Origin of the sequence: Acinetobacter albensis, assembly GCF_900095025.1 — a bacterium.
GTDB lineage: Bacteria > Pseudomonadota > Gammaproteobacteria > Pseudomonadales > Moraxellaceae > Acinetobacter > Acinetobacter albensis.
In genome coordinates, this window is record NZ_FMBK01000016.1 from 1 (window position 1) to 26,093 (window position 26,093).

The window sequence follows — 26,093 nt, forward strand, 5'->3', positions numbered from 1 at the left end:
GTTGAATGCTCCACCCCAACCTGTATCAATATCGACCAGTAAAGGCGTATCGACACGTTCGGTAATTCGGCGTACATCTTCCAAAACGTTATCTAAACTGGTCATTCCCAAGTCAGGTAAGCCATAGGAGTAGTTGGCAACACCTGCTCCTGAAACGTAGATGGCTTTGTAACCCACTTCCTTCGCCATCATCGCGGCATAAGCATTGACCGTACCAATAATTTGTAAGGGTTTTTCTATTTTTAGTGCTTCTCGAAATCTTAAACCTGCAGATCTTTGTGCTGTCATATTCCTTTCCTTAAGCATTTATTCATTGAATAAAAATGTTTATTCCACTGCCAATAAAATTGAACCATAAATTTCACGTAAATCTTTTTTTAGCACTTTACCTGTACCGCCAACAGGAATTGAATCTACAAAAACAACTTTGTCAGGAATTTGCCATTTCGCAATTTTGTTGGTGTATAAAGCTAAAATTTGATCTTCAGTAATTTGACTTGTCGTAGATTTTTTTGCAATTAAAACAGGTCTTTCATCCCATTTTGGATGCGTTGCTGCAATAACAGCAACCATGTCAATTTCAGGATGTGCGATGGCAATATTTTCTAACTCGACGGATGAAATCCATTCTCCACCTGATTTAATTAGATCTTTGGAGCGGTCACTAATCATCATATAACCATCTTGATCAATGGTTGCCATGTCACCTGTATCAAACCAGCCATCAGCTGTTAAAGCATGCGTGAACTGATTAAAATAGGATTCAACAATCCAATGCCCTTTAACTTGTAAATGTCCTGTAGTTTGCCCATCTCTTGCTAATTCTGTATGTCCTTTTTCATCATCGCTGAGACGAATATTGACACCAAATGGTGGGCGACCTTGTGAAAAGCGCAATTTAAATTGTTTGGATTCATTCAATTTTAAATGTTTGGCTTTAAGTTGATTAATGACTCCGACGGGACTGGTTTCAGTCATTCCCCATGCATGAATCGTTTCACATTGAAATTCATCTTTAAATGCTTGTACCATTGATGGTGGACACGCTGCACCACCCACAACATTACGTTGTAAACTTTTCAGCTGAGAATTTAACTGGCGGGCAGCAGTTAATAAAGATTGCCAAATGGTTGGCACGCCTAAAGCATTGGTTACCTGATATTGGTCAATCAGCTGTACTAAGCTTGCACCATCCAGCATCGGCCCCGGTAAAACCATACTGCATCCTGCCATAGCTGAAGCATACGGCGTTCCCCATGCATTGACATGGAACATAGGCACCACAGGTAAGATGCGGTCTTTGGCTGAAAAATTAAAAGAATCAGGCAAACATGTGGCATAACTATGCAAGACAGTTGAACGATGGCTATATAAAACCCCTTTCGGATGTCCCGTAGTTCCCGATGTGTAACACAGTGAACAGGCTTTAGCTTCATCTAATGCGGGCCAATCAAAATGTGCAGACTGACTTTCAATTAATTCTTCATAGAACAGGACTTCAGGAAAAGCGTTGTGAATTTCTTCATCATATGCATCTAAACAAATAAAATATTCAACGTATGGAAGTGCTTGTTTAATTGACAATACTAAGTTGAGAAAAGTTTTATCAAAAATCAGAACTTTGTCATTTGCGTCATTAATAATATATGTGAGTTGTTCAGGAAAAAGTCTTGGGTTAATGGTATGACAAATTAATCCACTGCCTGAAATGCCATACCAAGTTTCTAAATGACGATGATTATTCCATGCCAACGTGGCAATTCTATCGCTCACCGTAAAACCGAATGACTGTAAAACATTGGCAAATCGTTTAGAGTTTTTGGCAATATTTCCCCAAGAACTATGTGTCATCGAACCATCGGTGTTTTTTGAAATAATAGCCGTATCTGCATGATAAGTTGCCGCATGCTCAATGAGGCTACTGATCAGTAAAGGCTGAAACATCATATTTCCAATCATCAAGAACATCCTTATTTAAAATCTTTTTCGACTTATTGTTGAAGATTCACAGTGCATTCATTCAGTGATCGGTGTTTAAAATACAATTTTTTTTTATTCTAAATTTGTCATTTGGTTATCATGATTTGTCATTTCGTCACTTATAGACAAAAAAAACTAAATATTATAATAGTTTGTTTTAATTGATTATTTGTATAAATAAATGATATTCAAAAAAGTAATATCGATAAATCGAAGAAAAGCATGGACGTTCATCACGGCATTTGAGGTTTAATCTCAAATATAGTTATAAAATAATGATTTCATCAAATTCAGGACACCAAAATTACAGCATTTAAAAATAATGTGATGTGTTCAAACTACCGTTGATACATGAATATTTATCCGTCGCCAGCGTCCCGGTGTAATACCGTACCAACGCTTAAAAGCACGAGTAAAATTTGCCTGATCGTCATACCCCACTTGATTTGCAACTTCTATAATCATCAATTTTTTATTCTTTAATAATTTAACTGCAATTTTTTTTCGAGTGGCTTCCAGTAATGATTCAAAATTGGTTTGATACTGATTTAAATAGCGGTACAGCGTAAAACGGTGGATAGAAAAATACTCAGCGACTCGTTCAACATTACAATTTCGATGAGGTAAGAGTTCTTCAATAATTTTACAAATCTGGCTAATCATATCGACATGATCATGACTTTGCAGTTCTGAGAGATGTTGACGCAAAAATTGATCAAGTTGGTGATCATGTCCGACCCTGTTTTGATCTAGTTGCTCTTGTGGAAACAAAATTTCATGCTGAGATTGACCAAACCAGACAGGACAACCAAACTCTTTTTCATACAAATGCGCACATTTTGGCTTTGGGTAAGAAATACGCACAAAGGATGGACGCCAAGACTTGCCCAAAATCAGTTCAATAATCGACACCATTGCCACTAAATACGCTGTTTGATATTGTTCTTTTCCGGGAATATCCCCATCAATATGCATACAAATGCGTGCATAGCCCTGATCCTCCTGTAAATCTAATTTTTGTCCTCTGTACCACATGCTACCGTAATGAAATAGGCTTTGTATTGCATCACGCATGGTGGCTGCATTGAGTACCAAAAACCGTAAAGGACCAATATTTGAAAATTGTGCTTTTTTCCCGATCAATAAACCTAAATGATCACAGCGGGTTAATTGTTCTACTGCTTGAAAAATACGACCTTGTGTCTGTAGCGAAATAGGCAATAAGTTATTTTTTAAATCTTCACGCTGAATATCAAAACTTTCAAAAATAGTTCGTGCGTCAAAGTGAAGTTCTTCTAAGTAATGAGCAATAAGGTTCAAAATACCAATCGGATTAGATTGCTCTTGCAGTTTTAATTCGATGTTGTGCATATTGATCTCTGCTCCAAACCTGTACGTAATTATTTCATCAATTTTTAAAATTTAACTTACAAAATCAGTCATGTGATTTACACATGACTGATTCAGGTTTAATCTTAATTAAGCAACCAGAGTTTGAAATGCATTAGAAACTCGTTTTAAATACCAATGAAGCAAAATCACGGTCATCTAAAATACTAAACTCATTGTTACCAAAGAAGTTGGTATAACCAATTTCAGCGGTATATTTCTTTTGATATGTTGCAGAAACACCGACAGAAATTGCCATTTGACCTTCTTGGAAATTTGGACCATAGCCATGCACATCATGGCGAAACATTAAACTTGGTGATACTGTGGTTTGAGGAAGTAAATCGTTATAACTCAAGGCTCCACGCAAACGATAACCTGCTGACCAATCTTCAAAGTAACCATCATCATTGCAATATTTTTCATTTAAGTTTTTAATTTCTTCATCTGATAGGCCACCAGTTTTAGAGGCAATACAATAGGTCTCTGGTTTTGATGGATCATACGCCCCCGTAGATAAACCACTACGACCAAATGCACCACTACGACCAAAATTATACTTATCGGTATCACCAATATGATTGACGCCCAGCTCACCCACTAAAGATAAAGCACTTGCCCCAAGTACATTAGGAATCGTACTTGCAGCACCCAATGTAAACTGAGTGACAGGCACACGAGCAAAACCATTAATTCGTTGACCCAATGCGAATGTTTCACCAGGTTGGGTCAATGGCGTATCAGGGTATAAAGCCTGAGCATAGACCATATCTGTACTGTTAAAATGCAGTGGCATATTCGGCTTATAATTTAATTCACTGAAAATAGCAGTTTTACCCACTTTTCCCATTAAACTTAAGCCATACATTTCAATATCTTCAGGATAAACTGAAACAATACGGGCTGTATGATAATTGGCTGCACCTGGCGCAGAAACCACCACTCCATCAAAATGCAAAATGCGACTGTGATAATTTGCATAATAAGCGCCAAGTTCAGCGTTATTAAGACTTGGAATCGTTTGTTTAATGGCTATACCAAATTGACCGCTATCCTTTGCATATTCACTTGGTAAACGCGCCACAGTAAAATCTAGAGGACCATTGATTGCCTGATCTGTGGTAAACCCGGGACCACCAATTAATAACGGGCCACAGTTCTCTGCAAAAACATCAGAGACTTCGAAGAATGTCCCGCAACCATCCACCACGGAAGGTCTAAATTTAAATTGATAAAAACCTTCGACTTTAAGTTTATCAGTCAACCCAGCAACAAAAGAGAACATTTCCACGGGAATGATTCGTTCTTTCACCTCCCCACCCGGTCTATTCATCGCAGCATAATCAAATGCACTAACACTATTGAGTCCATTTTGGAAAAATTGAGATTTCCCCCAATTCAATGCATGTTTGCCCAGTTTCAACTCTAAACTTTTTGAATTTTCAAAATTAAAGTTTTTCCAGATATAAGCATCCCAAAGATCAATGCCTTTATATTTTACGAGGCGCGGCCACTCAGAATCATCAAATTGAGTAAAATCCCCTTGTCCTGTTTCATAGGCATGGTCATACCAGTATTTGGCACTCAATACAGCACCTTGCTGCTGACCTTCTAGACGAACTTCAGTCAAACCTTTAAAGATTTGCGATATCGGATCACCTTTCTGAAAATTAGCACGGCCATTGTCACCATTGATATCAATCCCTGTACCGACCTTACCAATGTCTTGCGCATCTGGCTTATAAAGCATAAATGAATCAGGGTCTTCAGTACTCCAACTATGCCCAAGACTGATATTGGTTTTGGTTTCAAGCTTCCATTGATCATTCAATGTATAACTGGTGGCTTGAGCATAAGAAACCGTGAATATTAGTCCCATCAAGACACTCAATTTTGTCAATTGGGTTTTTGGGGAATCATCTGTCTTATTTTTTACAAATTTACGGGCCATACCATCTCCATATCGATATGTTTTTTTATTCATTGATGAATATGCCTACGTTACACCGGGACCAAATCAGAGCGATATAGCTCACATCCTGAATCTATTTCGTAGAGATAATTCACGTCATTTGATCTTTATTGTTTAAGCCATCCTTTAGCTTGAGATATAAATTACCTGTTCTAAAATGTGCAAATTTGTCATTTGGTCACAAAAATTAGTCTTTCAGTCATTTGTTGTTAAACCATTTCAACACCATCATTTTCTCTATATTTTTAATTTATTCATGCTCATATAAACAAAAAAAAAGAACAGAAAAATTAAAAATAATGAGTTAATTTATATATTTAAATTAATAATTTTTGAGTTTTTATGTTTTAGGCATCAAGTTGCAGAATCAACTGTTCAGCCTGAGGCCAAGGGCCAAAACCAGCAGCAGGGTTAAGATGACCGACCGCACCAGCATTTACCAGTTGACTGCCCCAAGTTTTTGCCATGTGTTGTACCGCTTCGAATGTTGCTAAATGGTCATTGGTACTTGCAACAACAATACTGGAAAAAGGTAGTTTTTGATTTGGTAAAGGACTCCAACCTTCCGTTTTTAGTACATCTGGACTTGGATAATTGACTGGCCAATTTTGTGAAAGATCAGGCGGTGCGACAAGCAACGCGCCTTGAATATTGTGCTGATGTTGCATCGCCCAATGTAGCGTCATCAATACACCTGCACTGTGTGCCACCAAAATGATCGGCCCTTCAATTTTCTCCAGTTCTGTCTGAATTCGTGCCACACGTCTCGCGCAATTGAGCTTATCTATTTCTGCAGGTGGCACAGAACGGACTTTAGCCAAGCGGGATTCAAGTAAAGTCTGCCAATGTTCTGCAACGTGGTCTCGCAAGCCAGGAATAATTAAAATCGTCGCTTTAGTCAGTATTTTTTCCATATGTATGCCTTTATACTTTGCCATTCTTTGGGAAAAGGCTTGTTCTTATTCAACATAAATTGATGGCTGATGAAACAATACACTTTGAGCGACACTGACTTATCATTTAATGACAAATTATTGAATTCATTTTCTTTTAAAAGCACCAATTGACCCATTACAGAATGAACTTAGATTGGTCTTTAATTTTTAACGAGCTTGGTGATGATATCTAATAAATAGACAATACTTGAGGCTTCAATTGAATAATCATGAGCAAATCTAAAGTCATGATTCAATGCAAAGCTTAGGAACTATCAGCTAAGAACAAAGAGGAACTTTTATTTAAAATATAAATGAGGTTAATTTTGAACAAAAATCAGCACAATTTAGTCGCAAAAACTGATACTTTTAAAAGTAATGGATATTGATTAAAAATAAATTCAGTCAGGATGGCTGATTGAATGACAGGGAGAGAACCATGGTCCCACTTGCTCATACAGCAGTACTCAAAAACTATTTTGATGTTAGCCAGCGATTAGACCTTAATCCATATTATTTATTATCCAGTGCAGGTATTTATCCTGCGCAGCTCAATGATACTAAGCAGCGTATTCCAGTGGATAAAGCCATCAGTCTACTCGAACAATCTGCAGTTATCAGTGGCTGTGAAGTGTTTGGTTTACATATGGCCGAACAGCGTCAATTGTCAGATTTTGGCGAGCTGAGTCTATTATTAAGTTATCAACATACTTTACGGGACGCGCTACAAACCATTGTGAGATACCGTAATATTATCAACAATGCGCTTGAAATTTATTTGGAAGAAATTGGCAATACTGTGGTTATTCGTATAGAAGTTATCTCTGAATTTTCAGCCTATAGCCGTCAGGCCATTGAATTGGCTTTAGGTATTACGCATCGTTTTTGTGGTGCGCTTTTGTCTCAAAAATGGCATCCTTTAAGTGTACACTTTACCCATAATGCACCTCATGATCTGTCTGTACACCAACGCATATTTGGTTGTGCTTTAAATTTTGGAAGTGAGTTTAATGGCATTGTTTGCACCATTGCTGAGCTGGATAAAACCAATCCTCAAGCCAACACTGCAATGGCGGATCATGCACAGCGTTATTTAGATATTGATTTATTACAAAATGAAAATGAATCATCAATTATTTTTGATATTCGTAAAAGTATTTATCTACTTTTGCCTATGGGCCGTGCCACCATTGCACAAGTTGCAAATACGCATGGAGTGAACGTTCGCACCTTACAGCGTCGCTTGGAAGCCTCTAATACCAGTTTTAGTACATTAATTAATGATGTGCGACGTGTTCTGGTTTTCCGTTATCTTAAAAACCTGAATTACTCACTGGGTCAAGTGTCCGATATTTTAGGTTATTCTATGCCAAGTTCTTTTACACGCTGGTTTATCAGCCAGTTTGGTACTTCCCCTACAACTTGGCGTAATAACCATTCAAACAGTCATTAAGAGTTCTAAAACAACTTACTACACTAAAAAAAGAGGCATTTATGCCTCTTTTACTTCTTTATTCATTAAATCCACACATCGCGATGGAGAGTTGCTTTAAATCGTATAATTAAGCACACGATTTAAAAATGAAGAACGTCATTTGTATTATCAATCAACCTCATTCATTAAGCGACCAATTGTGTTAATTTTTATGTCGTAAAACCAACATAAATCTAAAATAACCAATGCATTAATGTTAAGACCAATATCACCAGAAAAATACTTTCTCCTACCATGAAGAGTACAGGCTTAATACCCACTGTGGCCAGCTCCTTGAACTGGGTCTTCATTCCAAGTGCGCTAATCGAAATAATCAAACACCAACGGGATAATTCATTGATACCACCTTGCACAACTGGTGGTACCCAACCTGTACTGTTAATGCAGGCTAGAATTAAAAATCCTACCGCAAACCAAGGCAATAAGGGTGGTCGCTGACCATTTGATTCAGTACCTTGCATTCGGGTAATCATAGCCGCGCAAACAATGACAGGTAACAGCATAGCGACACGCATTAGTTTAACCACAGTTGCCGTATCGCCTGTTTCTGTCGACATGCTGTATCCTGCACCGACTACTTGTGCAACGTCATGTATCGTTGCACCTAGAAATATCCCAGCTTCCTGAGGTGACAAATCAAGCCATTGCGCAATCATGGGATAAACAATCATCGCAATGGTAGACAAAGCAGAAACACCAATCACGGTAAATAATGTTGCTTTTTCTTTTTGTGGATGATTCGGTAACGCAACCGAAAGTGCCAAGGCTGCTGAAGCACCACAAATTGCAGTTGCTCCTCCTGTTAACATGCCGAAAAGCCGCTGAAAACCAATGATTTTCGCCACCACAATCGATAGTGAAATGGTGACAATAATGAGTGTGACCACCAGCGCCACAGGTTGCCAGCCCAAAGCTGTAATTTGCTCTAAAGTAATACGCATTCCGAGCAGTGCAATACCAATACGCATTACGGTACGTGCAGTAAATTCAATTCCAGCTTTACAGCGCCCTTCAACAGATAAAAAACTAAGTCCCATCCCCAGCAACAAAGCAAATAACATGACGGGTGCGCCATAATGCTCTGATAAAAAACTGGCAGCGGCAGCAGCAACTAAACTCACCGCAAAACCAGGCGCTAATTCACGAATCTTTTGTGCCAAATTCATTTTATAACTAGAATTAATTCGACTTAAACCATTCATGTCACTCTCCCTGATTTAATACAATGAATAGTTTTTCTTCTACAATTTCAATTGCATAAGAAGAGAGTTTTAAATGGGTTGAATTCATCATAAATCCACTGGCTAAATCAAAACGTAAGCCATGTGCACCGCACTGAAGGGTACAGCCTTCTAATTTACCGCTAAATAACGAGGCTCCCTGATGGGGACAGCGATCATCAATGGCATAAAAATGATTATTAATATTAAATAACACCAAAAATTTATCTTCCACTTTTAAAAAAGTACGCCCACCTAATTCAGGTACTTTTTCGCGTGATACTTCAAAACGCAATGTCATACGGCCTGTCCTTGTACTGCGAGGGCATCAAGCATGGCTTTATAAAATGCATCTGCTGGATGTGCACCCGCCATAGCAAAACTGCCATCAAAAACGAAGTATGGGACTCCTTTTCCGCCCGTATCTTTGGAGAAAAAAGGAAAGTATGGTTGCGTTAAAATTTGATCTATAACGTCTTCTGCATAGCCACAATAGGTGGCAATTTTATGTAGTACCGCAGATTCGCCAATATTTTCTGAATGTTGAAAATAAGCTGAAAATAGCCCTTCCAACAGTCTTTCACTTTGTTCAGGACTGGATATTTTTAAAGCATTTATCAATAAACTATGGGCTTTGGCCGTATTGGGCATGCGATAAATACGTTCAAAATCGATGTCTACCCCCACAGCTTTTGCAGCTTGACGTACTTGAGTTTGACGCCTCCGCATCGCCGTTACACTACCCAATCTTTTTAAATAAAAAGCTTCAAATGGAAGGCCTTCCAGTGGAATCTGAGGCAGCAGTTGTACACCGTGCCATCGCAAAACCACTTCTACATCTGGATGACTGTGCTGTAGCTTTTGAATAGCTTGTTGCAACTGGCGCTTTCCAATGAGACACCACGGACAAATAAAATCAAAAAATACATCAATTGGTAATTGGCGGCTCATGATTGATCCTCCATCTTCTGTGAATTGTTCTGAATTAAAGTCTGCTGATTCGCATGTTCCATATCACGGTGGTAATGGCGTTTTGCGTAGAAGAATACTGCAGCGGCTGCAATGCTCATTAAAGGCATTAATTGGAACGCGTTATGTAAACCAATAACATCGGACAATCTGCCAACCAATAGTGGTCCAAGCGCAAGTCCTAAGAAATTATTGGCTAAAGTTAAAGTCGCAAAAGCTGTTCCATGCACAGAGTTATGGGTTAAATTGGCAACCATTGCACTGGATGGACCATTGGTGCCTAAGGCAATAAACATTCCCAAACAAATCAGTACGAGTTGAGGCGTTCCTGCTTCTAATGAAAATGCCGTCATTAACAAACCACAACCACCTAAACAATAAATGATGGCCAAAAGTACTTTACGGTCAGGGCGATCTTTGCCTAAACGATCACAAAGCATGCCACATAAAATAGTACCAACAGCGCTGAACAACACAATAATGGCTGCTGTAATACCCGCTTTGTCTGTGCTCATGCCATAGTATCGATTGAGATAACTTGGCATCCACACAATAACCGTACCACCAACGAACAGCTGTAAACCACTCGCAATATAAGTTGCTACTACAGATTTGCTTGAATAGAGGCTTCTTAATGGGCTTTTTTCTGGTTTAATTTTTTGACCATTCGCATCTTTTACACGCGGTGATGCAATTCTTTTTTCTTTAACCACAATTGGATAAAGCAAAGCTAAAATAAGACCGAATACCGCCATGCCAGCAAAGGCCCAACGCCAACCAAAATGCTCAGCCATTACGCCCCCTAGGGACATGCCTAAAAATGAGCCAAACACCCCGCCTGCCATAAAGGCACTGGCCAATGTCGCCCGCATTTCACGTGGAAATACTGCCACCACAACTGCAATACCGACACTGCCATACGCGGCTTCACCCACGCCGACCATAAAACGGGCAATAAACATCTGTTGATACGTTTCAGCAACAGCACAGCCTAATGTTGCTAAACTCCATAGCACCGCCATGATGGTTAAACTTTTCACACGTCCAAAACGGTCTGCCAGTAAAGATAAAGGCAAGGTGAGTAAACCCACCATCAAGGCAACAATTCCACTGAGTAAACCCAGTTGGCTGTCAGTCAATGCCCATTCACTTTTAATTAAAGGAAACACGGCATTCAGTACTTGCCGAGACATATAATCAGAAATGAGCAAGCCAAAAGTTAAAGCGAAAACCAACCAAGCATAACGGCGCGGTATATCGATCGACGAATCTGCACTACTTGCAGACACATATTGATGTGCACCCATACAACCTCCATGTATTTTTATAATTTCTATTGAACTGGTTTGAGCGATGAGTGCACTCTTTCAAAGCAGTGCATTCATTGTTTTACGTTATATATAAGCAGACCAAAACTCCATTTGGTCTACTCTATTATTTACGCTGTGGCACACCTTTTTGACCGACTTGACGATTCGGTGCCATACCATTTGCGAGCAAAGTTTCTTCAATACTATTGTACTGCACGCCTATACGGTAAATTTCACGTGCTTCTTGACCACTTGCAATATCACGACCTAACTCATGCGCAATACGTACGGTTTGTTTGATCTGATCAACCGAACCGAAACGCTCACCTTTATGATTAATGATTGTATCTTCATTACCCACACGTGCATGCATACCCATTGCCATGGACATCGTGTTAAACGGCAGGACATTCTTCAGTAAAGATTCTGAGGTTAAAGTACAACCATCTGGAACACGATGAATAAAGTTAAAGAAATTAAATGGATTTGGCCCATCAAAACCACCGCCAATACCAATCCAAGTTAAGTTCATTGGACCCATGTATTGACCTTTACGCACCATGCGTTCAAGCGTTTCCAAGCCATGCATACCAGTCAATTGGAAATGGGGTTGGATCCCATTTGCTGCTAAACGCTTCAAATGCTCAATTAGCCATTCAGGACCTGCAGGAACTGTCATTTCCGCGTAAGCCGCTTGAATTGCAGGATGCTCAAGTGATGTGCCTTTTAAATATTCTGGATATAAAAGCTCCATAATATTCATTTGTGTGGTGTTCACGGCAACTGTTACTTGGTCAGGTTTAGGATCGAGTTCAGCCAATTTATGACGAGTATCATCACTCAACCACATTGCCGCTTCACCGTCACTTTCAGGTGCAAATGAAATTGAACCACCGACCTGAATAATCATGTCAGGTACTTCTGCACGTACACCTGCAATCAGTTCATTGAACTTAGATAAACGCTTTGAACCTTTACCATCTAACTCACGCACATGTAAATGTAGAACTGTTGCACCTGCTTCGTAGCATTCTACAGCTTTGGCAATTTGCTCTTCCATCGTGACAGGAATATCTTCAGGGAAATCTTGAGGCATCCACTCAGGGCCATAAGGTGCAACTGTAATTACCACTTTTTCCATGTTTTCTGGGTGCAAAGAATCATCTAAGAATTGCATATCCAAATTCCTTTTATATTTTATAAATTGAGAATTAAATAAAATGGTTTCGTGTTAAAACCTAGTACGTGGCATCGCCAATAATCCCTGCTCGCTCCATTTTGCGGTGACACGCTGGATAATCCATGACGGCATAATGCTGTGTACTACGATTATCCCAAATGGCGATACTATTGGGCTTCCAGCGCCAACGAACTTGATACTCTGGAATAGAGGCTTGCGAAATTAAATAGCGCAGTAAATCTGCGGCTCCCGGATTGGCATCTTGCCCGAAGCGAACCCGCTCTTTGGTGTGGTAATTGGTGAAATGTGTTGTAAATGCATTTACATACAGTATTTTCTCACCCGTTTCTGGGTGAGTACGCACCACAGGATGTTCGGCATCTGGGAACTGCGCTTTCAATGCTAAACGTTTTTCAATCGGCATTGCTGCACCAAAACTGGCTTCGATACTATGACGTGCACGTAAGCCATCAATCTTCGCTTTAATTTCTTCTGGTAAGTTTTCATAAGCCAAAATCATATTGGTCCACATGGTATCTCCGCCGACCTGTGGCGCTTCTACACAACGCAACACACAACCCATTGGGGGGATTTCACGCCAGCTCGCATCACTGTGCCAAGCATTTTCATAGCGATCAACTGGACTATCTGGACTTTTGTAAATTTGCACCAGACCGGGATAATCTGGATGACTACCGACTGCAGGATGATCTTCCAATTGTCCAAAACGCTGAGCAAAGGCAATATGTTCTGCCCGTGTTAAATCTTGATCTCTAAAAAATAAAACACGATTTTTGAGTAACTGAGTACGAATTTCAGAGAATAAGCCATCATCATAAATGGCATCTTTCAATCGTACACTGCTGAGTTCTGCACCGATGTTGCAGCTTAATTGTTCAATTTGCATAAGAAATTCCTTTTCAAATTACAAAAATTGATGATCCTGTGGTTTTACGTGCTTCTAAGTCAAGGTGGGCCTGAACTGCATCCTTGAGTTCATAGCGCTGATTAATTTCAATTTTAATTCGACCATTTAAGACATGATCAAAGAGTTCGTTGGCCAATTCCTGTTTCTCTACGGGGTCTGCAATGTAATCTGCCAGTGCTGGACGGGTCATATACAGTGAACCTTTCATTGCCAACAAAACTGGGTTGAATTCTGGAATTGGACCGGATGCTGTACCGACACACACCAACAAACCACGTCGCTTTAAAGAGTCTAAAGATGCCATGAAAGTATCTTTACCAACACTGTCAAAAACGACATTGACACCAAGGTCATTGGTTAGTTCACGTACACGTTCAGCCACATTTTCATGACTATAATTAATGACGTGGTCACAACCATGAGCGCGCGCTATCGCTGCTTTTTCTTCTGAAGATGTTGTCCCAATCACAGTTAAACCAAGTAGCTTTGCCCATTGTGAAACGATTAAGCCGACACCACCTGCTGCTGCATGTAATAAAATCGTATCGCCTTTTTTAAAATCATAAATCCGGCGCATAAGATAGGCAGACGTCAAACCACGCATAGTCATGGCAGCAGCAGTTTCACATGAGATTCCTTCAGGAAGCTTGATGAGAACATTTGCATCAATTAATCGTGATGTGCTGTAAGCACCCAAGGTATTTAAAAAGCCGGTATAAGTGACACGATCGCCGACTTGAAAGTCGTTAAAACCCTCACCAACTGCTTCTACTACACCAGATGCTTCTACGCCCATGCCATTTGGCAATGGAATTGGGTAAGTACCGTTACGGAAATATGTATCTGCGTAATTCAAACCAACAGCAACATGGCGTAAACGTACTTGCCCAGCCGATGGCTCTCCGACCTCTACATCTTCATAACGCATTACTTCTGGTGAACCAGATTCGTAGAACCGTATCGCTTTATTCAATGTCATTTTCCTATCCATGCTGTATTTTTATTGGGTGCTTCAAAAGCATTCATTAAAACTACAACACTCAGAATAGCCCTCACTTTACATAACACGACAGGCACTTAGCATTTTGCGACAAATCTATTAAAAACTTATAATCAAGTTTTTATGATGATTAAGATTGGTTGAACCCCCTTTCTTTCTGTCATTGGGTATTTGCTAATACTCTGTAAGAGTATTCAACTCGTTAATTAGTCTCTCTCTATCTATAAAACTGAGTGTATATTACTAGCCATAGTGGATTATTTAATTATGATATGAAGAATACATTTTCTGGCAACGCTCAAATTGGAGTCGTTTCTACTTTTTCTGAACTTATAAATTCGAATTTTAATGGAGATATGAATGCCCTTTGCTGGCATAGAGATTTAGTTGGCGATTTTAAAGAGATTGTGGCTAAACTTGAGCTAAAAGAGAATATTACAGAAGTTTCAGTTGAGGACCTTTTGGTATTAAAACTTTCAGAAAAAGGTCATTTGGCAAGAGAAATGATCTTAAAAGATATCCAGTTATTAACTGATTTCGGAGCATCACCTTGTCTTAATTTACTCAAAAGTTACGAACGAGATGAAGAGCTAAATTTCATTTCAACAGATGTATATTCCTATCATATTGATCGCTCCCCTATCGAAACAGATACTTTTTTATGTACTTATCATGGTCCTGCAAGTGATATCTTGCCTCATGATCAAGTTGAACAAAAAATTTTGATTCCAGATATCAGGGAAAAACTCAAAAAATTACATGATGGCCCAGAAGCTGAATTTGAAGCATTTTTGGAAGACTATTTCTTTGACTTGCATTATCAGCCTAAATCTGCTGCAAAACCTGTGAATTTAGGCTCAGGTCATCTTTGGCGACTGGCAGTAGATCATCCAACACAACAGGTATTACCTTGTGTTCATAGAGCTCCGACTGAAAAAGAGGGTGAGTATAGACTGTTATTGATTTGTTGAAGATTTATTTTCTATATCGTTAAAGCGCTCCATAATTTAATTCCACTTGCCGCCTAGTGATTGATGCTTTGCTAGGCTACCTTTTTCAAAGTAGCACTAGCAGCGTACTATTCAGTATGCACCGTCATATCTGATGTCTCGGATGCGCTACTTAGTTATACATGTTGGAGCTACGATTTTACTTAGCTTAGTTACCCCGATAGGTTGAATATCCATAAGGACTAAGCAATAAGGGAATGTGATAGTGTTTTACCGAAGCATCCGTTTGGAAAATGACAGGAACTTCAGGAAAGAAAGAAGTTTGCTTGTTTTTCTTAAACCAGTCTCCCGTTTTAAACGTGACTTTATATATCTTATTATCTAAAGTTTGATTTTCTGGAAATAATGCGGTTACACGACCTTGCTCATTGGTTTTAGCTTCTGAAATTTGTATCCACTTTCCATTTTTTTGCTCTTCTAAAGTCACTTTTACTTCTGGCGAAGGCAATCCACTTTCTAAGTTAAGTACATGTACACTGAGAGGGTTTTGCGCCATAGCCCAACTTGAAATAAATAAACTGCCAGCGAATAAAAATAACTTGTTCATATAAAATTATCCTAAATTAAATCGAGTTAAATTTGTTTAAGTGTGATTTCTATACCCTGTTGAGCACACTGATCATCTTGAATTGACCCACCAGCACCCGCTACGCCAACCGCACCTAATAGCTGATTTTTATACATTACAGGCACGCCACCTCCTAAAAGTAATAATTCAGGTAAGCTGGTTAAATTCTGTGAATCAACGCTATTCTGCGCATTACGCATAAACTGTAATGTGGTGACTTTGCTCGAATAAGCAGTAAATGCTTTTCTTTGTGCTGCAATCAAATTATGAACACCTACTGCTTCGCGACGTTGACTCGTCATGACATTGCCACCCTGATCAAGAACTACAACCGCCGCAGGTTTTGCACTACCTATACAAGCTTGCATAATGTTTATCACAAGTTGATTCGCAATAGCTAAGTCCATTACATAACTGCTTTGAAGAGCAGAATATGTGATTGAACTAAATAAAATTGCAGGAATAAATAGAAGTTTTTTGATCATTTCTATTCAGCTAAATGAAGAGATAAGTTAGCTTATATAAAATAAAGTCGTTCTTGCATGACAATCAGATTACGAATTTGTAATGTAGTCTTAGACAAATCCAGATAATATGATTTAGATGCACATACTTATTGTTGAAGATGAAACCAAAATTGCTCAATTTCTAGCAAAAGGTTTAAATGAATCTGGTTATTTAACTAGCATTACTCATAATGGATTAACAGCGCTAACGTTGCTGCAAGAAAAAAAAATAGATTTAGTGATTTTGGATGTAATGCTACCTGAAATTGATGGTTGGCAAGTATTAAAGACCTTAAGAACATTTTCTAAAATTCCAGTCCTTATGCTCACTGCCAAAGATCATGTCTTAGATCGCGTGAAAGGTTTAGAACTGGGAGCAGATGATTATTTAATTAAACCCTTCTCTTATATTGAACTATTAGCACGGATCAAAAGCCTCTTGAGACGCAGTGTAAGAGATGAATCTGAATATTATCAAGTTGAAGATCTAATTTTATATCGGCTTGAACGTACTGTTTATAGGGATCAACAAAAAATCGACTTAAGCGCTAAAGAGTTTTCCCTTTTACACTTACTCATGCAACACCAAGGTGAACTACTCACCCGATCTCAAATTTCCTCTGAAGTGTGGAATATTAACTTTGAAACGGATACCAATGTGGTAGATGTCGCTATTCGTCGTTTACGTGCCAAAATTGATGATCATTTTCAACCTAAATTAATTCATACTGTCCGAGGTATGGGATATCGTTTAAGCGTAAATAAATGAAAAATCTGCTAAGGAATCTGAGTCTAACAACACGCTTAAGTATTGCCTTCAGTGTTATTTGTTGCATTGTATTTTTTGGTATTGGTTTACTTTCTTTTCACAACATGCAACATCTGTTCGCTAAACAACGGGATCAGAATTTAATTGCGCGTGTTGAACGTATCGAAATTTTTTTACAAGATCAAAAAAGTTTCCAAATTCTCGTCCAACACCCTCGTCTGTATGAAAATATGCTGGGAAAAGAAGATAATCTTTTAATCTTAAGGAGCCAACACCAAACCTTAATTGAGATTAATCCATTGAAAGTCCATATTCCAGATATGGCCGAATCAAAAAACATTACTTTTTTGAACAATCAATCTGAATTTGCCACAACGCGTTTGGCCTATAAAACAGTTTTTTTTAATCAACAATATTATCAACTCATTGCTGGTACACAACTTGATGAAGCTCAATCTACTCTAGATCAATATTTATGGAAATTGATTCTCTATAGCTTATTGGGAATTGTGATGGCAAGCCTACTCGGACGTTGGGTGGGTTTGTACTTGCTAAAATCTTTAAATAACTTGATTGAACAGACTCATAAAATCAAGGGAACTCAACCACATCAGCGAATCGAAGCTAAAAGTACTACTGTTGAAGTTGAACAACTCCGTTCAGCAATGAATGCAATGTTAGAAAAAATTCAAATTAATTATGATCAATTGGCACGGTTTTCTGAAGATATTGCCCATGAATTAAGAACCCCGTTAAATAATTTAATGGGCCAAACACAAATTATGCTCATGCAATCTCGGTCAAAACAAGAACTGGAACAGCTTTTATATTCTCATCTTGAGGAATATGAGCGACTAAGTAAGATGATAGACAATATGTTGTTCATCGCTCGTTCTGAAGACAGTGACTATATTATAGAAAAAGAAAATATTGACTTATCCAACCTTATTTTAGAATTGGTCCAGTATTTTGAATACTTGGCTGAAGATAGGCGAATGACATTTATTTTAGAATTAGAAAAGGGAATTCAAATATATGGCAATGCAGATTTATTAAAAAGAGCGCTGTCTAATCTGATAATCAATGCAATTGATTATGGCGTTGAAGGTCAAAATATTGTTATTTCAACAAAATCCACAAAAGATCATTTTGATATTCAAGTATTAACTACAAATATTTTTATTGATAAACAACATTTAGATCACTTATTTGAACGCTTTTATCAAATTGATAGTAGTCGGCATTCCAAAGCGAAAACTGGTGGTTTAGGATTATCAATCGTTAAATCTATCATGCTTTTACATAGTGGGGAAGCAAGCGCATATAACAATGATAAAGGAATTGTATTTAGTCTAAAGTTTAAATATTAAAATTGAAAAAACTATAGCAACTTAAGTTCAGAAAATAGGATATGTATTTTGCTCATTATTTAAGTCTCATTATATTAATTTTAATGCTGATCAGTATATTTTTAAATAAATACGAGAACTTTTTTAATCTCGTATTCATAATATAAAAAGTATTTTTACTAGCGTTTACTTAGATTCTGAATTTCATAAGGTAACCCAACATAATTTTCTGCTAATGTCATTTGTCCTGCTTCCGAACCCAATATATAGCTTAGTTCCGCTTGCTTGATCTTATGATCAAACTCACTTTCGGTTTCAAAACGATGTAATAAATGGGTCATCCACCAAGAAAAACGCTCTGCTTTCCAAACACGTTGTAAGCACTTTTCCGAATATTCATCAATCCCCTGCTCAGAGCCTTCTTGGTAGTACTGAATAAGTGCACTGGATAAATAAGCAATATCTGAGGCAGCGAGGTTTAAGCCTTTTGCCCCAGTTGGCGGCACAATATGCGCAGCATCCCCCGCCAAAAATAATTTTCCAAAACGCATAGGTTCTGTCACAAAGCTACGTAACGGCGCAATACTCTTTTCAATCGATGGACCCGTTACCAATTTTTTCTGACTTTCAGGATCTAAACGATTTTTCAGTTCATCCCAAAACTGTTCATCAGACCAGTGTTCGACTTTATCAGTAACTGGAACTTGTAAATAATAGCGACTACGTGTTTCGGAGCGCATGCTGCATAGTGCAAAACCACGTTCAGATTGTACATAAATCAATTCATCCGCTACAGGTGGTACATCCGCCAGTACACCCAACCAACCAAATGGGTAAATTTTTTCAAAAGTCTTAACTTTATCTTCCGGTACACTGGCACGGCAAATACCATGGTAACCATCACAGCCTGCTATAAAGTCACACTCTATTTGATAAACCTGATTTTGATATGCAAAACTAACGGTCGGTTGATCATAGAAGTCATCAATTTTAACATTATGCGCTTCATAGAAAGAAACCAAATCCGCCTGTTCACGTGCCTGCATTAAGTCTTTAGTAACCTCAGTCTGCCCATAAACCGTCACTTGTTTACCACCAGTGAGTGCAGCTAAATCTACGCGGTGCTTTCGTCCTTGAGCCAGTATTTCAATACCGGAATGCGGTAATCCATGTGCTTTGAGATTTTGATCGACATCTGCTTTTGTCAGCAAATCTACAGAAACCTGTTCCAAGATGCCTGCACGAATGCGTGAAGCAACATAGTCTGCGCTACGTTGTTCTACAATAATGTGATCAATCCCTGCTTTATAGAGTAACTGTCCCAGTAAAAGTCCTGCCGGACCTGAACCAATAATCGCCACTTTGGTTTTTAAAGTTTGCATGACTTCATCCTTGTGTATTGATTATTTAAAATTACGTGCAGATGAGCTTTTAAACTATATAGAAAAATTAAAATTGACCGTATATCATTATGATTGTCCGATAGTCGGACAAAACCATCTCAACATTCTGGAAATAAATCATGGATGATCAACATCAGTATGTAGTACATCCTCATTCACAAGATGTGATTCGACATGCAGATTACATTGCAGGCTTGGCCAAAGGTTTACAAATATTAGAAGTATTTGGGGTTGATCGTCAGCGCTTGAACGTAACCCAAGTGGCTGAACGCACGGGCATTAGTCGTACTGCAGCTAGACGGCATTTAAAAACCCTGAAATTTTTAGGTTACTTACACACCGATGAGCATTATTTTTGGCTCACTCCGAGAGTATTACGCTTTTCTAGCGCTTATTTAAGCTCGGCACACTTACCTAAAGTAGCTCAGTCCTTACTTAACTTACTTTGCGCTCAAACCTCATTAACCTTCTCTATGGTGATTTTAGATGAACATGAAGTGGTCCCAATTGCACGTAGTGACCTACCCCCAAAAGACTATTTTAGAGTCAATCCTTATGGTATGCATTTAGGCAATCGCTTACCTGCACATGCCACTTCGACAGGCAAAGTTTTGTTGGCGGCTTTATCTTTAGAACAACAACAGATGTGGGTTGAAAAGTATGGGCTCAAACGATTAACACCTTTGACTATTACGGACAAAGAAATATTTTATACACAACTCAAAACGATTGCTTTATCAGATGCTTGTTTATCAAAAGAAGAACATGAACTAGGGATTATTGCACTGGCCGTACCCGTATTAAATACAAAAGGACAAGTGATTGGCGCTCTAAACTGCATGTCCCAAACCAACCTCACAAGCGAAGAATATTTGATTCAACAGGTATTGCCATTATTGCGTCAGACAGCCAATGAACTTCGTAGCTTAATTTAAAAAATAGTATATGAACCACTCTCGTGGAGGTAGCAATTTGATGCATTGAGCAATTGAAATGAAGATGGTTAAGCACCCCACCGAATTATTTCTCATGTATCCGTTGAAGGAAATTCTAGAGTGAATACTGAACGCTCTGTCAATTGAGCCAAAAATCTGAGTCGTTCACATTATTCATATTTGTAGATTGACTATTATAATCGTCAAGATAACTCAAGACTAAATGCTTTCATGCTACGACCTGCTGATGATCATTTGATATGAAATATAAAATTTAAGCAGTTTCCATCTCACCGACAGTGTGATAAGCACGATTAAAGTAAGCTAGACCATGTTCATGCTCACTGCGTTGAATTGCAACAGCACGACACATTAAAATAGTGTGCGTTCCGACTTCCTGAATGTGGTCGATTTCACAATCGAAACTCACCAAAGCATCTTTTAAAACAGGTGCACCAGTTTCTAATTGTGTCCATGTTGCATGCTTAAAGCGTTCCTCTGAACTAATTTTAGACGAAAATGCTTTAGACAGATGCTCATGATGAGCAGCCAACACATTCACTGTTAAAATTTTATTTTCAATAAAGTGTGCATGTGAGCTAGAGGCTTTATTCATGCAGACCAATAATGTTGGAGGGGTGTCAGTGACACTACACACAGCAGACGCAGTAAATCCGTGACGACCTGATGCACCTACCGTGGTCACAACATTGACTGCACTTGTTAAAAAAGACATTGCATTTCTAAAGTCTGTTGCTTCAATCATCACTTTGTTCCTAAATTGAACCGTAGCTTTTTTCGTATTGAGCTCTATCTTATGATTTCATAACATAGAGATGGTTTAAATGAGTTCTGCCATTACTTGCACTGCGTCTGCATTGATGTAAGGACTACCAGTTCGATCATAAATAATAAATTCAACAAACAGGTAACCCTTTTCATCTCACACTATAGCTAATTTCTATGTTGTGAGTTCTTTACGAATAATTTCTGCACCTGCACTTAAAGCATTCAGCTTGCCTCTTGCGACTTGGCGGGATAAAGGGGCCATGCCACAGTTGGTCGAAGGATAGAGTTTATCTGCATCAACAAACTGAAGTGCTTTTCGCAAAGTATTCGCGACTTCCTCTGGTGTTTCAATCGTATTGGTTGCGACATCAATAGCCCCAACCATGACTTTTTTACCGCGAATAAGTTCAATCAGATCCATGGGTACACGAGAGTTTTGACATTCAAGTGAAATAATATCGATTTTAGATTGTTGTAGCTTAGGGAAAGCTTCTTCATATTGGCGCCATTCTGAGCCCAACGTCTTTTTCCAATCTGTATTGGCTTTGATACCGTAGCCATAGCAGATATGAACAGCTGTCTCACATTTCAGGCCTTCAAGTGCCCGCTCTAGAGTCGCAACACCCCAATCATTCACTTCATCAAAGAATACATTAAAAGCAGGTTCATCAAACTGAATGATATCGACACCTGCAGCTTCTAATTCTCTTGCTTCTTGGTTGAGAATTTTGGCAAACTCCCAAGCGAGTTTTTCGCGGCTTTTGTAATGGTTATCATACAGGGTATCGATCATGGTCATCGGACCAGGCAGTGCCCATTTAATTGGCTGATCGGTTTGGCTACGTAAAAACTTAGCATCTTCTACAAAAACTGGCTTTTGGCGACTCACAGCACCAACGACTGTCGGGACACTGGCGTCATAACGATTACGAATTCGAACAGTCTCACGTTTCTCAAAATCAACACCATCAAGGTGCTCAATAAACGTGGTGACAAAATGTTGGCGAGTTTGTTCGCCATCACTAACAATATTAATCCCTGCATGTACTTGTTCTTGCAATGATAAACGCAAAGCATCTTGCTTGGCTTCAATCAGTTGCTCACCTTCTAACTTCCAAGGTGACCAAAGTTTCTCTGGTTCTGCAAGCCAAGACGGTTTTGGTAAGCTACCAGCAGTTGAAGTCGGTAATAATATTTTCATCATAATCTTCTATATTTCGGTTAATTAAGCAGCATTTTGTTTGGCGGTGTAGCTCTTAGCCCATTGCGCAAGAATTTCTTGGTACGGTTTGATGAACTGCTCTTCAGTAAATTTGCCTTGCTTAACTGCCAATTGGCTACGTTCTTCACGGTCATACACAATTTGAGTCAATGAATAATCTTGGTATTTCAAACTTGGTTGATACACTAGACCTGCCGCTGAATTGGCATTGTAAATTTCAGGACGGTAGATCTTTTGGAATGTTTCCATCGTGCTAATCGCACTGATCAGCTCAAGATCGGTGTAATCATCGACCAAATCACCGCTAAAATAAAATGCTAAAGGTGCAACACTGTTTGCAGGCATGAAATAACGAACAGTTAAACCCATTTTCGCGAAATATTGATCTGTCGGCGAAAATTCATTTTGTTGGTACTCAACACCCAAAACAGGATGCTGATTTGCAGTGCGATGATAAGTCTTACTGCTTGAAACACTAAGACAAATGACAGGTGCTTTATTAAATTTTGCCTTGTATGCCTCTGAATTTACAAAATATTGAAACAGCTTACCGTGTAAATCGCCAAAATTTTCTGGGGTACTCAATTTGGTTTGATTTTTATTATGCTCGGGCAATACCACACTAAAATCATAGTCACGCACATATGAAGAAAAACTATTTCCGACCATGCCTGCAAGGCGTTGATTATTTTTGTGATCCACAATATTGGTTTTCAATATTTCAATCGCTGGAAAGTTTTCACCGTTGCCCTCAATATCAATATCAACGGAAATAATTTCAAGTTCGATAGAATAACGATCTGCTTTAGGATTATCCCAATGTGCTAAGCTATTGAAGCGATTGTTCATCATTTTTAAAGTTTTGCGCAAGTTCTCTTGGCGACTCTCTCCTCTCGCCAAATTCGCAAAATTGGTCGTAAGACGGGTATTGTCTGAAGGGCTATAGTTTTCATCGAAACTGATGCTCTTAATCGAACATGTAAATTCTTTACTCATGGTGATCTGCTACCCTAATTTCTTAGATAAAACCTGAACTTCTTTATGCAGTAATTTATACCTGAAACATTACATGAATAAAAATGATTTTATCTAACACCAAGATGAGTAAAATTCATGTTTGTTCTTTTGTTTATTAAATAAGCATTAAAAGTAGACCGTTTGTTACACACCATATTGAATACGTAAAGTCAGTAAACTTGCATGAAATAGTTAAAATTAAAGGTTTGATATTGATCATGCCAGATGTCGGATAACAGCATGTAGAATGAAAATGGCCAAAAAATGCAAGACTTATCAAAATACGTGTATAGAAAATTCTGCTTCAATAAAGTAGAAACAATCCTGTGTTTAGCTTGATAGAGTTATTTAAAAGATAATTTTATTGCCTAATTAGTAAGGCTTAGCATTTACACCAGATACGGATGATGAAGCGTTTAAAACTAGACCTAATAAATGTACTTCATCTTAACTTTAGAAAATATCAGCACCCGCAATAACTAAACTTAAACCTTGATTGATAAATACCAATTTTTTTAGCAACGGATTTTATCTACTTTAAGAGAGATGAATGGAATCAATTTCTGCTTTAAAATTTGGGGTTCACTGAACTACTTTTATAAGCTGTAAGGTGCATAAATACATTCACGATCACCCCAATCTAAAAAAAATCTAAGGTCATTTTCAGTATAGTCTATCCGCTAAAAGTGCTTGAACCAGTTTTCAGAATCAATATACAAAGTACCTCTCAAATGAGATTAATCAGATTTCTCCACCTGATGCCGCAATTAACTGTGCTGTATTTTTAAGTTGTAATTGCATGAGTTCTAAAGCTGCTTGTTCGGCTTGCAGTCTTAAATTTTGAGCGTTCACTACTTCTAGGTAGCTGACTAAACCTGCATTATAACGTCGCTTAACGACTCGTTCATTTTCCACAGTCAACGCAGATAATTTAGCTTGCTCCATCTGCTGCTGCCTGAAACTAGCAGACTGCATCAGCGCATCTTCGACTTCTTTCCAACCGTTGAGTACAGCCTGCTTATAAGCTGCAGATTTTTCATCATAATTTGCTTGTGCTGCAGCTATTTCGGCTTTCCTTTTGCCGCCATCCCACAATGCAGTAGCAGTTTTCAGTCCAGCCGACCACAAATACTGTGGAGACTGCAACAATTGATTAAAAATTTGACTATTGACGGTGCTGTTTAAACCAATACTGACATCTGGCAGCCATGCAGTTTGCGCCAATCCAAGTTGTGCATGTGTAGCAGCTAAATCACGTTCAGCACGTATTACATCAGGCCGCTGTATTAATAAACGACTAGGAAGTTGTGTCGGCAGCTTCGGTACTTGAAACACTATTTTTTGTGGCAACAGTTGAAATTGAACAATGCTCAGACCCTGTAGCGTTGCCAAAATACTTTCTTGTAAGTGCCGTTCTCTATGTATTTCTATTTGCTGTATTTGTACCTGTTTTAACTGGGTTTCGGCCTGTATAACATCTGCACGTGCAATCAGCCCTGCCATATACTGATTTTTTAGAATTTCCACTGAACGAGTATAACTGTGCTGCGTTTGCTGGAGAATATTGATTTGCGTATCCAGTATGCGAACATTCCAATAGGCTTCTGTGGCCAGTAGCTGCTGACTTAATTTGACCGCCTGCAATTCTGCATCTGTGGCTTCAAGATTGGCTTGCTGACCTTCTAAACCCTTACCTACCCGTCCCCATAGATCTAATATCCAACTGGCCTGGACTTCGCTGCCGAATTGGCTATTTGATGCTGTATTTTTGCCACCGCTGCGATTTACAGCGGTATTCAATGACAGACTTGGCTGGCGGGCAGCCTGCTGTTGTTCCAGCAATGCATTGGCGTAACGGAAACGAGCCTGTGCCTGCTGTAAGCTTAAGTTTTCCTGATTCAACTGCTGCATGATCTGGCTGAGGATTGGATCATGATAAATCTGCCACCATTTCGCACCAGTCGGCTGCAATGTGTTGGTTGCTGTCCAGTTTAAATCGGCATATTTATACTGTTCATCTACTTGAACTTTAGGCACTTGATATTCTGGCGGACGCAGAACAGCAGTCGAAGTACATGCGGTGAATATGATTAGTCCGCTGAGACAAATTGCATTTTTATAGAACAAACTCTGCATCCCACTTTATT

At 38.7% G+C, this 26,093-nt stretch carries 24 protein-coding genes; 5 read left to right on the forward strand and 19 right to left on the reverse strand.

Annotated features, from left to right (window positions below; all coding sequences use genetic code 11):
• The 5 genes from GA0116959_RS12715 to GA0116959_RS12735 form a co-directional block, all read right to left on the reverse strand.
• Positions 1–288, reverse strand: a 288-nt coding sequence (locus GA0116959_RS12715; RefSeq protein ID WP_171256923.1) for an isocitrate lyase/phosphoenolpyruvate mutase family protein, incomplete at its 3' end; no start/stop codon positions are given.
• 39 nt (positions 289–327) lie between these two features.
• Positions 328–1,959 (reverse strand): long-chain-fatty-acid--CoA ligase, encoded by a 1,632-nt coding sequence (locus GA0116959_RS12720; RefSeq protein WP_092720990.1) that lies wholly within the window; start codon positions 1,957–1,959, stop codon positions 328–330.
• 354 nt (positions 1,960–2,313) lie between these two features.
• Complete coding sequence (locus GA0116959_RS12725; RefSeq protein ID WP_092720991.1) at positions 2,314–3,351, reverse strand: AraC family transcriptional regulator; 1,038 nt, start codon at positions 3,349–3,351, stop codon at positions 2,314–2,316.
• Positions 3,352–3,484: 133 nt separating this feature from the next.
• Positions 3,485–5,320: a DUF1302 domain-containing protein gene (locus GA0116959_RS12730; RefSeq protein ID WP_092720992.1), complete on the reverse strand. Its 1,836-nt coding sequence runs from the start codon at positions 5,318–5,320 to the stop codon at positions 3,485–3,487.
• A 368-nt stretch (positions 5,321–5,688) separates the two neighbouring features.
• Entirely contained in the window at positions 5,689–6,255 is a 567-nt protein-coding gene (locus tag GA0116959_RS12735; protein WP_092720993.1) for an RBBP9/YdeN family alpha/beta hydrolase, read from the reverse strand.
• Between the two features lie 460 nt (positions 6,256–6,715).
• On the opposite strand from GA0116959_RS12735, the gene GA0116959_RS12740 reads away from it, so the two are divergent.
• The gene (locus GA0116959_RS12740) at positions 6,716–7,729 is read left to right on the forward strand and encodes an AraC family transcriptional regulator (RefSeq protein ID WP_092720994.1); all 1,014 of its coding nucleotides are present in this window, start codon (positions 6,716–6,718) and stop codon (positions 7,727–7,729) included.
• A gap of 215 nt (positions 7,730–7,944) precedes the next feature.
• On the opposite strand, the gene GA0116959_RS12745 is transcribed toward GA0116959_RS12740, so the two are convergent.
• The 7 genes from GA0116959_RS12745 to GA0116959_RS12775 all read right to left on the reverse strand — a co-directional run bounded on the left by GA0116959_RS12745 (position 7,945) and on the right by GA0116959_RS12775 (position 14,357).
• A complete protein-coding gene (locus GA0116959_RS12745; RefSeq protein ID WP_171256924.1) occupies positions 7,945–8,937 on the reverse strand; it encodes a YeiH family protein in 993 nt (330 codons plus the stop codon).
• A 37-nt stretch (positions 8,938–8,974) separates the two neighbouring features.
• The gene (locus GA0116959_RS12750; protein ID WP_092720996.1) at positions 8,975–9,292 is read right to left on the reverse strand and encodes a Rieske (2Fe-2S) protein; all 318 of its coding nucleotides are present in this window, start codon (positions 9,290–9,292) and stop codon (positions 8,975–8,977) included.
• Entirely contained in the window at positions 9,289–9,945 is a 657-nt protein-coding gene (locus tag GA0116959_RS12755; RefSeq protein ID WP_092720997.1) for a DsbA family oxidoreductase, read from the reverse strand. Before GA0116959_RS12755 ends, GA0116959_RS12750 begins: the two co-directional genes overlap by 4 nt.
• A complete protein-coding gene (locus GA0116959_RS12760) occupies positions 9,939–11,267 on the reverse strand; it encodes an MFS transporter (RefSeq protein ID WP_092720998.1) in 1,329 nt (442 codons plus the stop codon). Before GA0116959_RS12760 ends, GA0116959_RS12755 begins: the two co-directional genes overlap by 7 nt.
• A gap of 127 nt (positions 11,268–11,394) precedes the next feature.
• On the reverse strand, positions 11,395–12,447 hold the full coding sequence (locus tag GA0116959_RS12765) for a beta-keto acid cleavage family enzyme (protein ID WP_092720999.1): 1,053 nt from the start codon (positions 12,445–12,447) through the stop codon (positions 11,395–11,397).
• A gap of 61 nt (positions 12,448–12,508) precedes the next feature.
• Positions 12,509–13,357 carry a TauD/TfdA dioxygenase family protein gene (locus tag GA0116959_RS12770; protein WP_092721000.1) on the reverse strand — a complete coding sequence of 283 codons (849 nt, stop codon included), beginning with the start codon at positions 13,355–13,357 and terminating at the stop codon, positions 12,509–12,511.
• A 13-nt stretch (positions 13,358–13,370) separates the two neighbouring features.
• A complete protein-coding gene (locus tag GA0116959_RS12775) occupies positions 13,371–14,357 on the reverse strand; it encodes a quinone oxidoreductase family protein (RefSeq protein ID WP_092721001.1) in 987 nt (328 codons plus the stop codon).
• Positions 14,358–14,650: 293 nt separating this feature from the next.
• Between GA0116959_RS12775 and GA0116959_RS12780 the strand changes: the two genes are divergently transcribed.
• Complete coding sequence (locus GA0116959_RS12780; protein WP_092721002.1) at positions 14,651–15,349, forward strand: DUF1826 domain-containing protein; 699 nt, start codon at positions 14,651–14,653, stop codon at positions 15,347–15,349.
• 187 nt (positions 15,350–15,536) lie between these two features.
• On the opposite strand, the gene uraH is transcribed toward GA0116959_RS12780, so the two are convergent.
• Entirely contained in the window at positions 15,537–15,935 is a 399-nt protein-coding gene (gene uraH, locus GA0116959_RS12785; protein WP_092721003.1) for a hydroxyisourate hydrolase, read from the reverse strand.
• Positions 15,936–15,961: 26 nt separating this feature from the next.
• Positions 15,962–16,441, reverse strand: a complete 480-nt coding sequence (locus GA0116959_RS12790) for a heme-binding protein (protein ID WP_092721004.1) — start codon at positions 16,439–16,441, stop codon at positions 15,962–15,964.
• 118 nt (positions 16,442–16,559) lie between these two features.
• Here GA0116959_RS12790 and GA0116959_RS12795 point away from each other — a divergent pair, with 118 nt between their 5' ends.
• Both GA0116959_RS12795 and GA0116959_RS12800 read left to right on the forward strand, forming a co-directional pair.
• Positions 16,560–17,231 (forward strand): heavy metal response regulator transcription factor, encoded by a 672-nt coding sequence (locus tag GA0116959_RS12795; RefSeq protein ID WP_053577938.1) that lies wholly within the window; start codon positions 16,560–16,562, stop codon positions 17,229–17,231.
• Positions 17,228–18,601, forward strand: coding sequence for a heavy metal sensor histidine kinase (locus GA0116959_RS12800; RefSeq protein ID WP_092721005.1), 1,374 nt, complete (start codon positions 17,228–17,230; stop codon positions 18,599–18,601). The genes GA0116959_RS12795 and GA0116959_RS12800 overlap by 4 nt, the downstream gene beginning before the upstream one ends.
• Before the next feature lie 158 nt (positions 18,602–18,759).
• On the opposite strand, the gene pobA is transcribed toward GA0116959_RS12800, so the two are convergent.
• Positions 18,760–19,962 (reverse strand): 4-hydroxybenzoate 3-monooxygenase, encoded by a 1,203-nt coding sequence (gene pobA, locus GA0116959_RS12805; protein WP_092721006.1) that lies wholly within the window; start codon positions 19,960–19,962, stop codon positions 18,760–18,762.
• 140 nt (positions 19,963–20,102) lie between these two features.
• Here pobA and GA0116959_RS12810 point away from each other — a divergent pair, with 140 nt between their 5' ends.
• Positions 20,103–20,918, forward strand: a complete 816-nt coding sequence (locus tag GA0116959_RS12810) for an IclR family transcriptional regulator domain-containing protein (RefSeq protein WP_092721007.1) — start codon at positions 20,103–20,105, stop codon at positions 20,916–20,918.
• A 274-nt stretch (positions 20,919–21,192) separates the two neighbouring features.
• Here GA0116959_RS12810 and GA0116959_RS12815 read toward each other — a convergent pair whose 3' ends face one another.
• The 4 genes from GA0116959_RS12815 to GA0116959_RS12830 form a co-directional block, all read right to left on the reverse strand.
• Positions 21,193–21,684: a flavin reductase gene (locus tag GA0116959_RS12815; protein WP_092721008.1), complete on the reverse strand. Its 492-nt coding sequence runs from the start codon at positions 21,682–21,684 to the stop codon at positions 21,193–21,195.
• A gap of 195 nt (positions 21,685–21,879) precedes the next feature.
• Positions 21,880–22,908 (reverse strand): methionine synthase, encoded by a 1,029-nt coding sequence (locus GA0116959_RS12820; RefSeq protein ID WP_092721009.1) that lies wholly within the window; start codon positions 22,906–22,908, stop codon positions 21,880–21,882.
• Between the two features lie 24 nt (positions 22,909–22,932).
• Positions 22,933–23,925: a DUF1852 domain-containing protein gene (locus GA0116959_RS12825; protein ID WP_092721010.1), complete on the reverse strand. Its 993-nt coding sequence runs from the start codon at positions 23,923–23,925 to the stop codon at positions 22,933–22,935.
• A gap of 762 nt (positions 23,926–24,687) precedes the next feature.
• The gene (locus GA0116959_RS12830) at positions 24,688–26,082 is read right to left on the reverse strand and encodes an efflux transporter outer membrane subunit (RefSeq protein WP_092721011.1); all 1,395 of its coding nucleotides are present in this window, start codon (positions 26,080–26,082) and stop codon (positions 24,688–24,690) included.
• Between the last annotated feature and the right edge of the window lie 11 nt (positions 26,083–26,093).

What these genes read in the sequence shown, in the direction of transcription:
- GA0116959_RS12745 (WP_171256924.1), bottom strand. Translation starts at nt 8,937, where the DNA reads ATGAATTTGGCACAAAAGATTCGTGAATTAGCGCCTGGTTTTGCGGTG.
- pobA (WP_092721006.1), bottom strand. Translation starts at nt 19,962, where the DNA reads ATGCAAACTTTAAAAACCAAAGTGGCGATTATTGGTTCAGGTCCGGCA.
- GA0116959_RS12720 (WP_092720990.1), bottom strand. Translation starts at nt 1,959, where the DNA reads ATGATTGGAAATATGATGTTTCAGCCTTTACTGATCAGTAGCCTCATT.
- GA0116959_RS12725 (WP_092720991.1), bottom strand. Translation starts at nt 3,351, where the DNA reads ATGCACAACATCGAATTAAAACTGCAAGAGCAATCTAATCCGATTGGT.
- GA0116959_RS12775 (WP_092721001.1), bottom strand. Translation starts at nt 14,357, where the DNA reads ATGACATTGAATAAAGCGATACGGTTCTACGAATCTGGTTCACCAGAA.
- GA0116959_RS12735 (WP_092720993.1), bottom strand. Translation starts at nt 6,255, where the DNA reads ATGGAAAAAATACTGACTAAAGCGACGATTTTAATTATTCCTGGCTTG.
- GA0116959_RS12765 (WP_092720999.1), bottom strand. Translation starts at nt 12,447, where the DNA reads ATGCAATTCTTAGATGATTCTTTGCACCCAGAAAACATGGAAAAAGTG.
- GA0116959_RS12820 (WP_092721009.1), bottom strand. Translation starts at nt 22,908, where the DNA reads ATGAAAATATTATTACCGACTTCAACTGCTGGTAGCTTACCAAAACCG.
- GA0116959_RS12810 (WP_092721007.1), top strand. Translation starts at nt 20,103, where the DNA reads ATGGATGATCAACATCAGTATGTAGTACATCCTCATTCACAAGATGTG.
- GA0116959_RS12770 (WP_092721000.1), bottom strand. Translation starts at nt 13,357, where the DNA reads ATGCAAATTGAACAATTAAGCTGCAACATCGGTGCAGAACTCAGCAGT.
- uraH (WP_092721003.1), bottom strand. Translation starts at nt 15,935, where the DNA reads ATGAACAAGTTATTTTTATTCGCTGGCAGTTTATTTATTTCAAGTTGG.
- GA0116959_RS12750 (WP_092720996.1), bottom strand. Translation starts at nt 9,292, where the DNA reads ATGACATTGCGTTTTGAAGTATCACGCGAAAAAGTACCTGAATTAGGT.
- GA0116959_RS12760 (WP_092720998.1), bottom strand. Translation starts at nt 11,267, where the DNA reads ATGGGTGCACATCAATATGTGTCTGCAAGTAGTGCAGATTCGTCGATC.
- GA0116959_RS12790 (WP_092721004.1), bottom strand. Translation starts at nt 16,441, where the DNA reads ATGATCAAAAAACTTCTATTTATTCCTGCAATTTTATTTAGTTCAATC.
- GA0116959_RS12800 (WP_092721005.1), top strand. Translation starts at nt 17,228, where the DNA reads ATGAAAAATCTGCTAAGGAATCTGAGTCTAACAACACGCTTAAGTATT.
- GA0116959_RS12825 (WP_092721010.1), bottom strand. Translation starts at nt 23,925, where the DNA reads ATGAGTAAAGAATTTACATGTTCGATTAAGAGCATCAGTTTCGATGAA.
- GA0116959_RS12795 (WP_053577938.1), top strand. Translation starts at nt 16,560, where the DNA reads ATGCACATACTTATTGTTGAAGATGAAACCAAAATTGCTCAATTTCTA.
- GA0116959_RS12780 (WP_092721002.1), top strand. Translation starts at nt 14,651, where the DNA reads ATGAAGAATACATTTTCTGGCAACGCTCAAATTGGAGTCGTTTCTACT.
- GA0116959_RS12730 (WP_092720992.1), bottom strand. Translation starts at nt 5,320, where the DNA reads ATGGCCCGTAAATTTGTAAAAAATAAGACAGATGATTCCCCAAAAACC.
- GA0116959_RS12740 (WP_092720994.1), top strand. Translation starts at nt 6,716, where the DNA reads ATGGTCCCACTTGCTCATACAGCAGTACTCAAAAACTATTTTGATGTT.
- GA0116959_RS12815 (WP_092721008.1), bottom strand. Translation starts at nt 21,684, where the DNA reads ATGATTGAAGCAACAGACTTTAGAAATGCAATGTCTTTTTTAACAAGT.
- GA0116959_RS12830 (WP_092721011.1), bottom strand. Translation starts at nt 26,082, where the DNA reads ATGCAGAGTTTGTTCTATAAAAATGCAATTTGTCTCAGCGGACTAATC.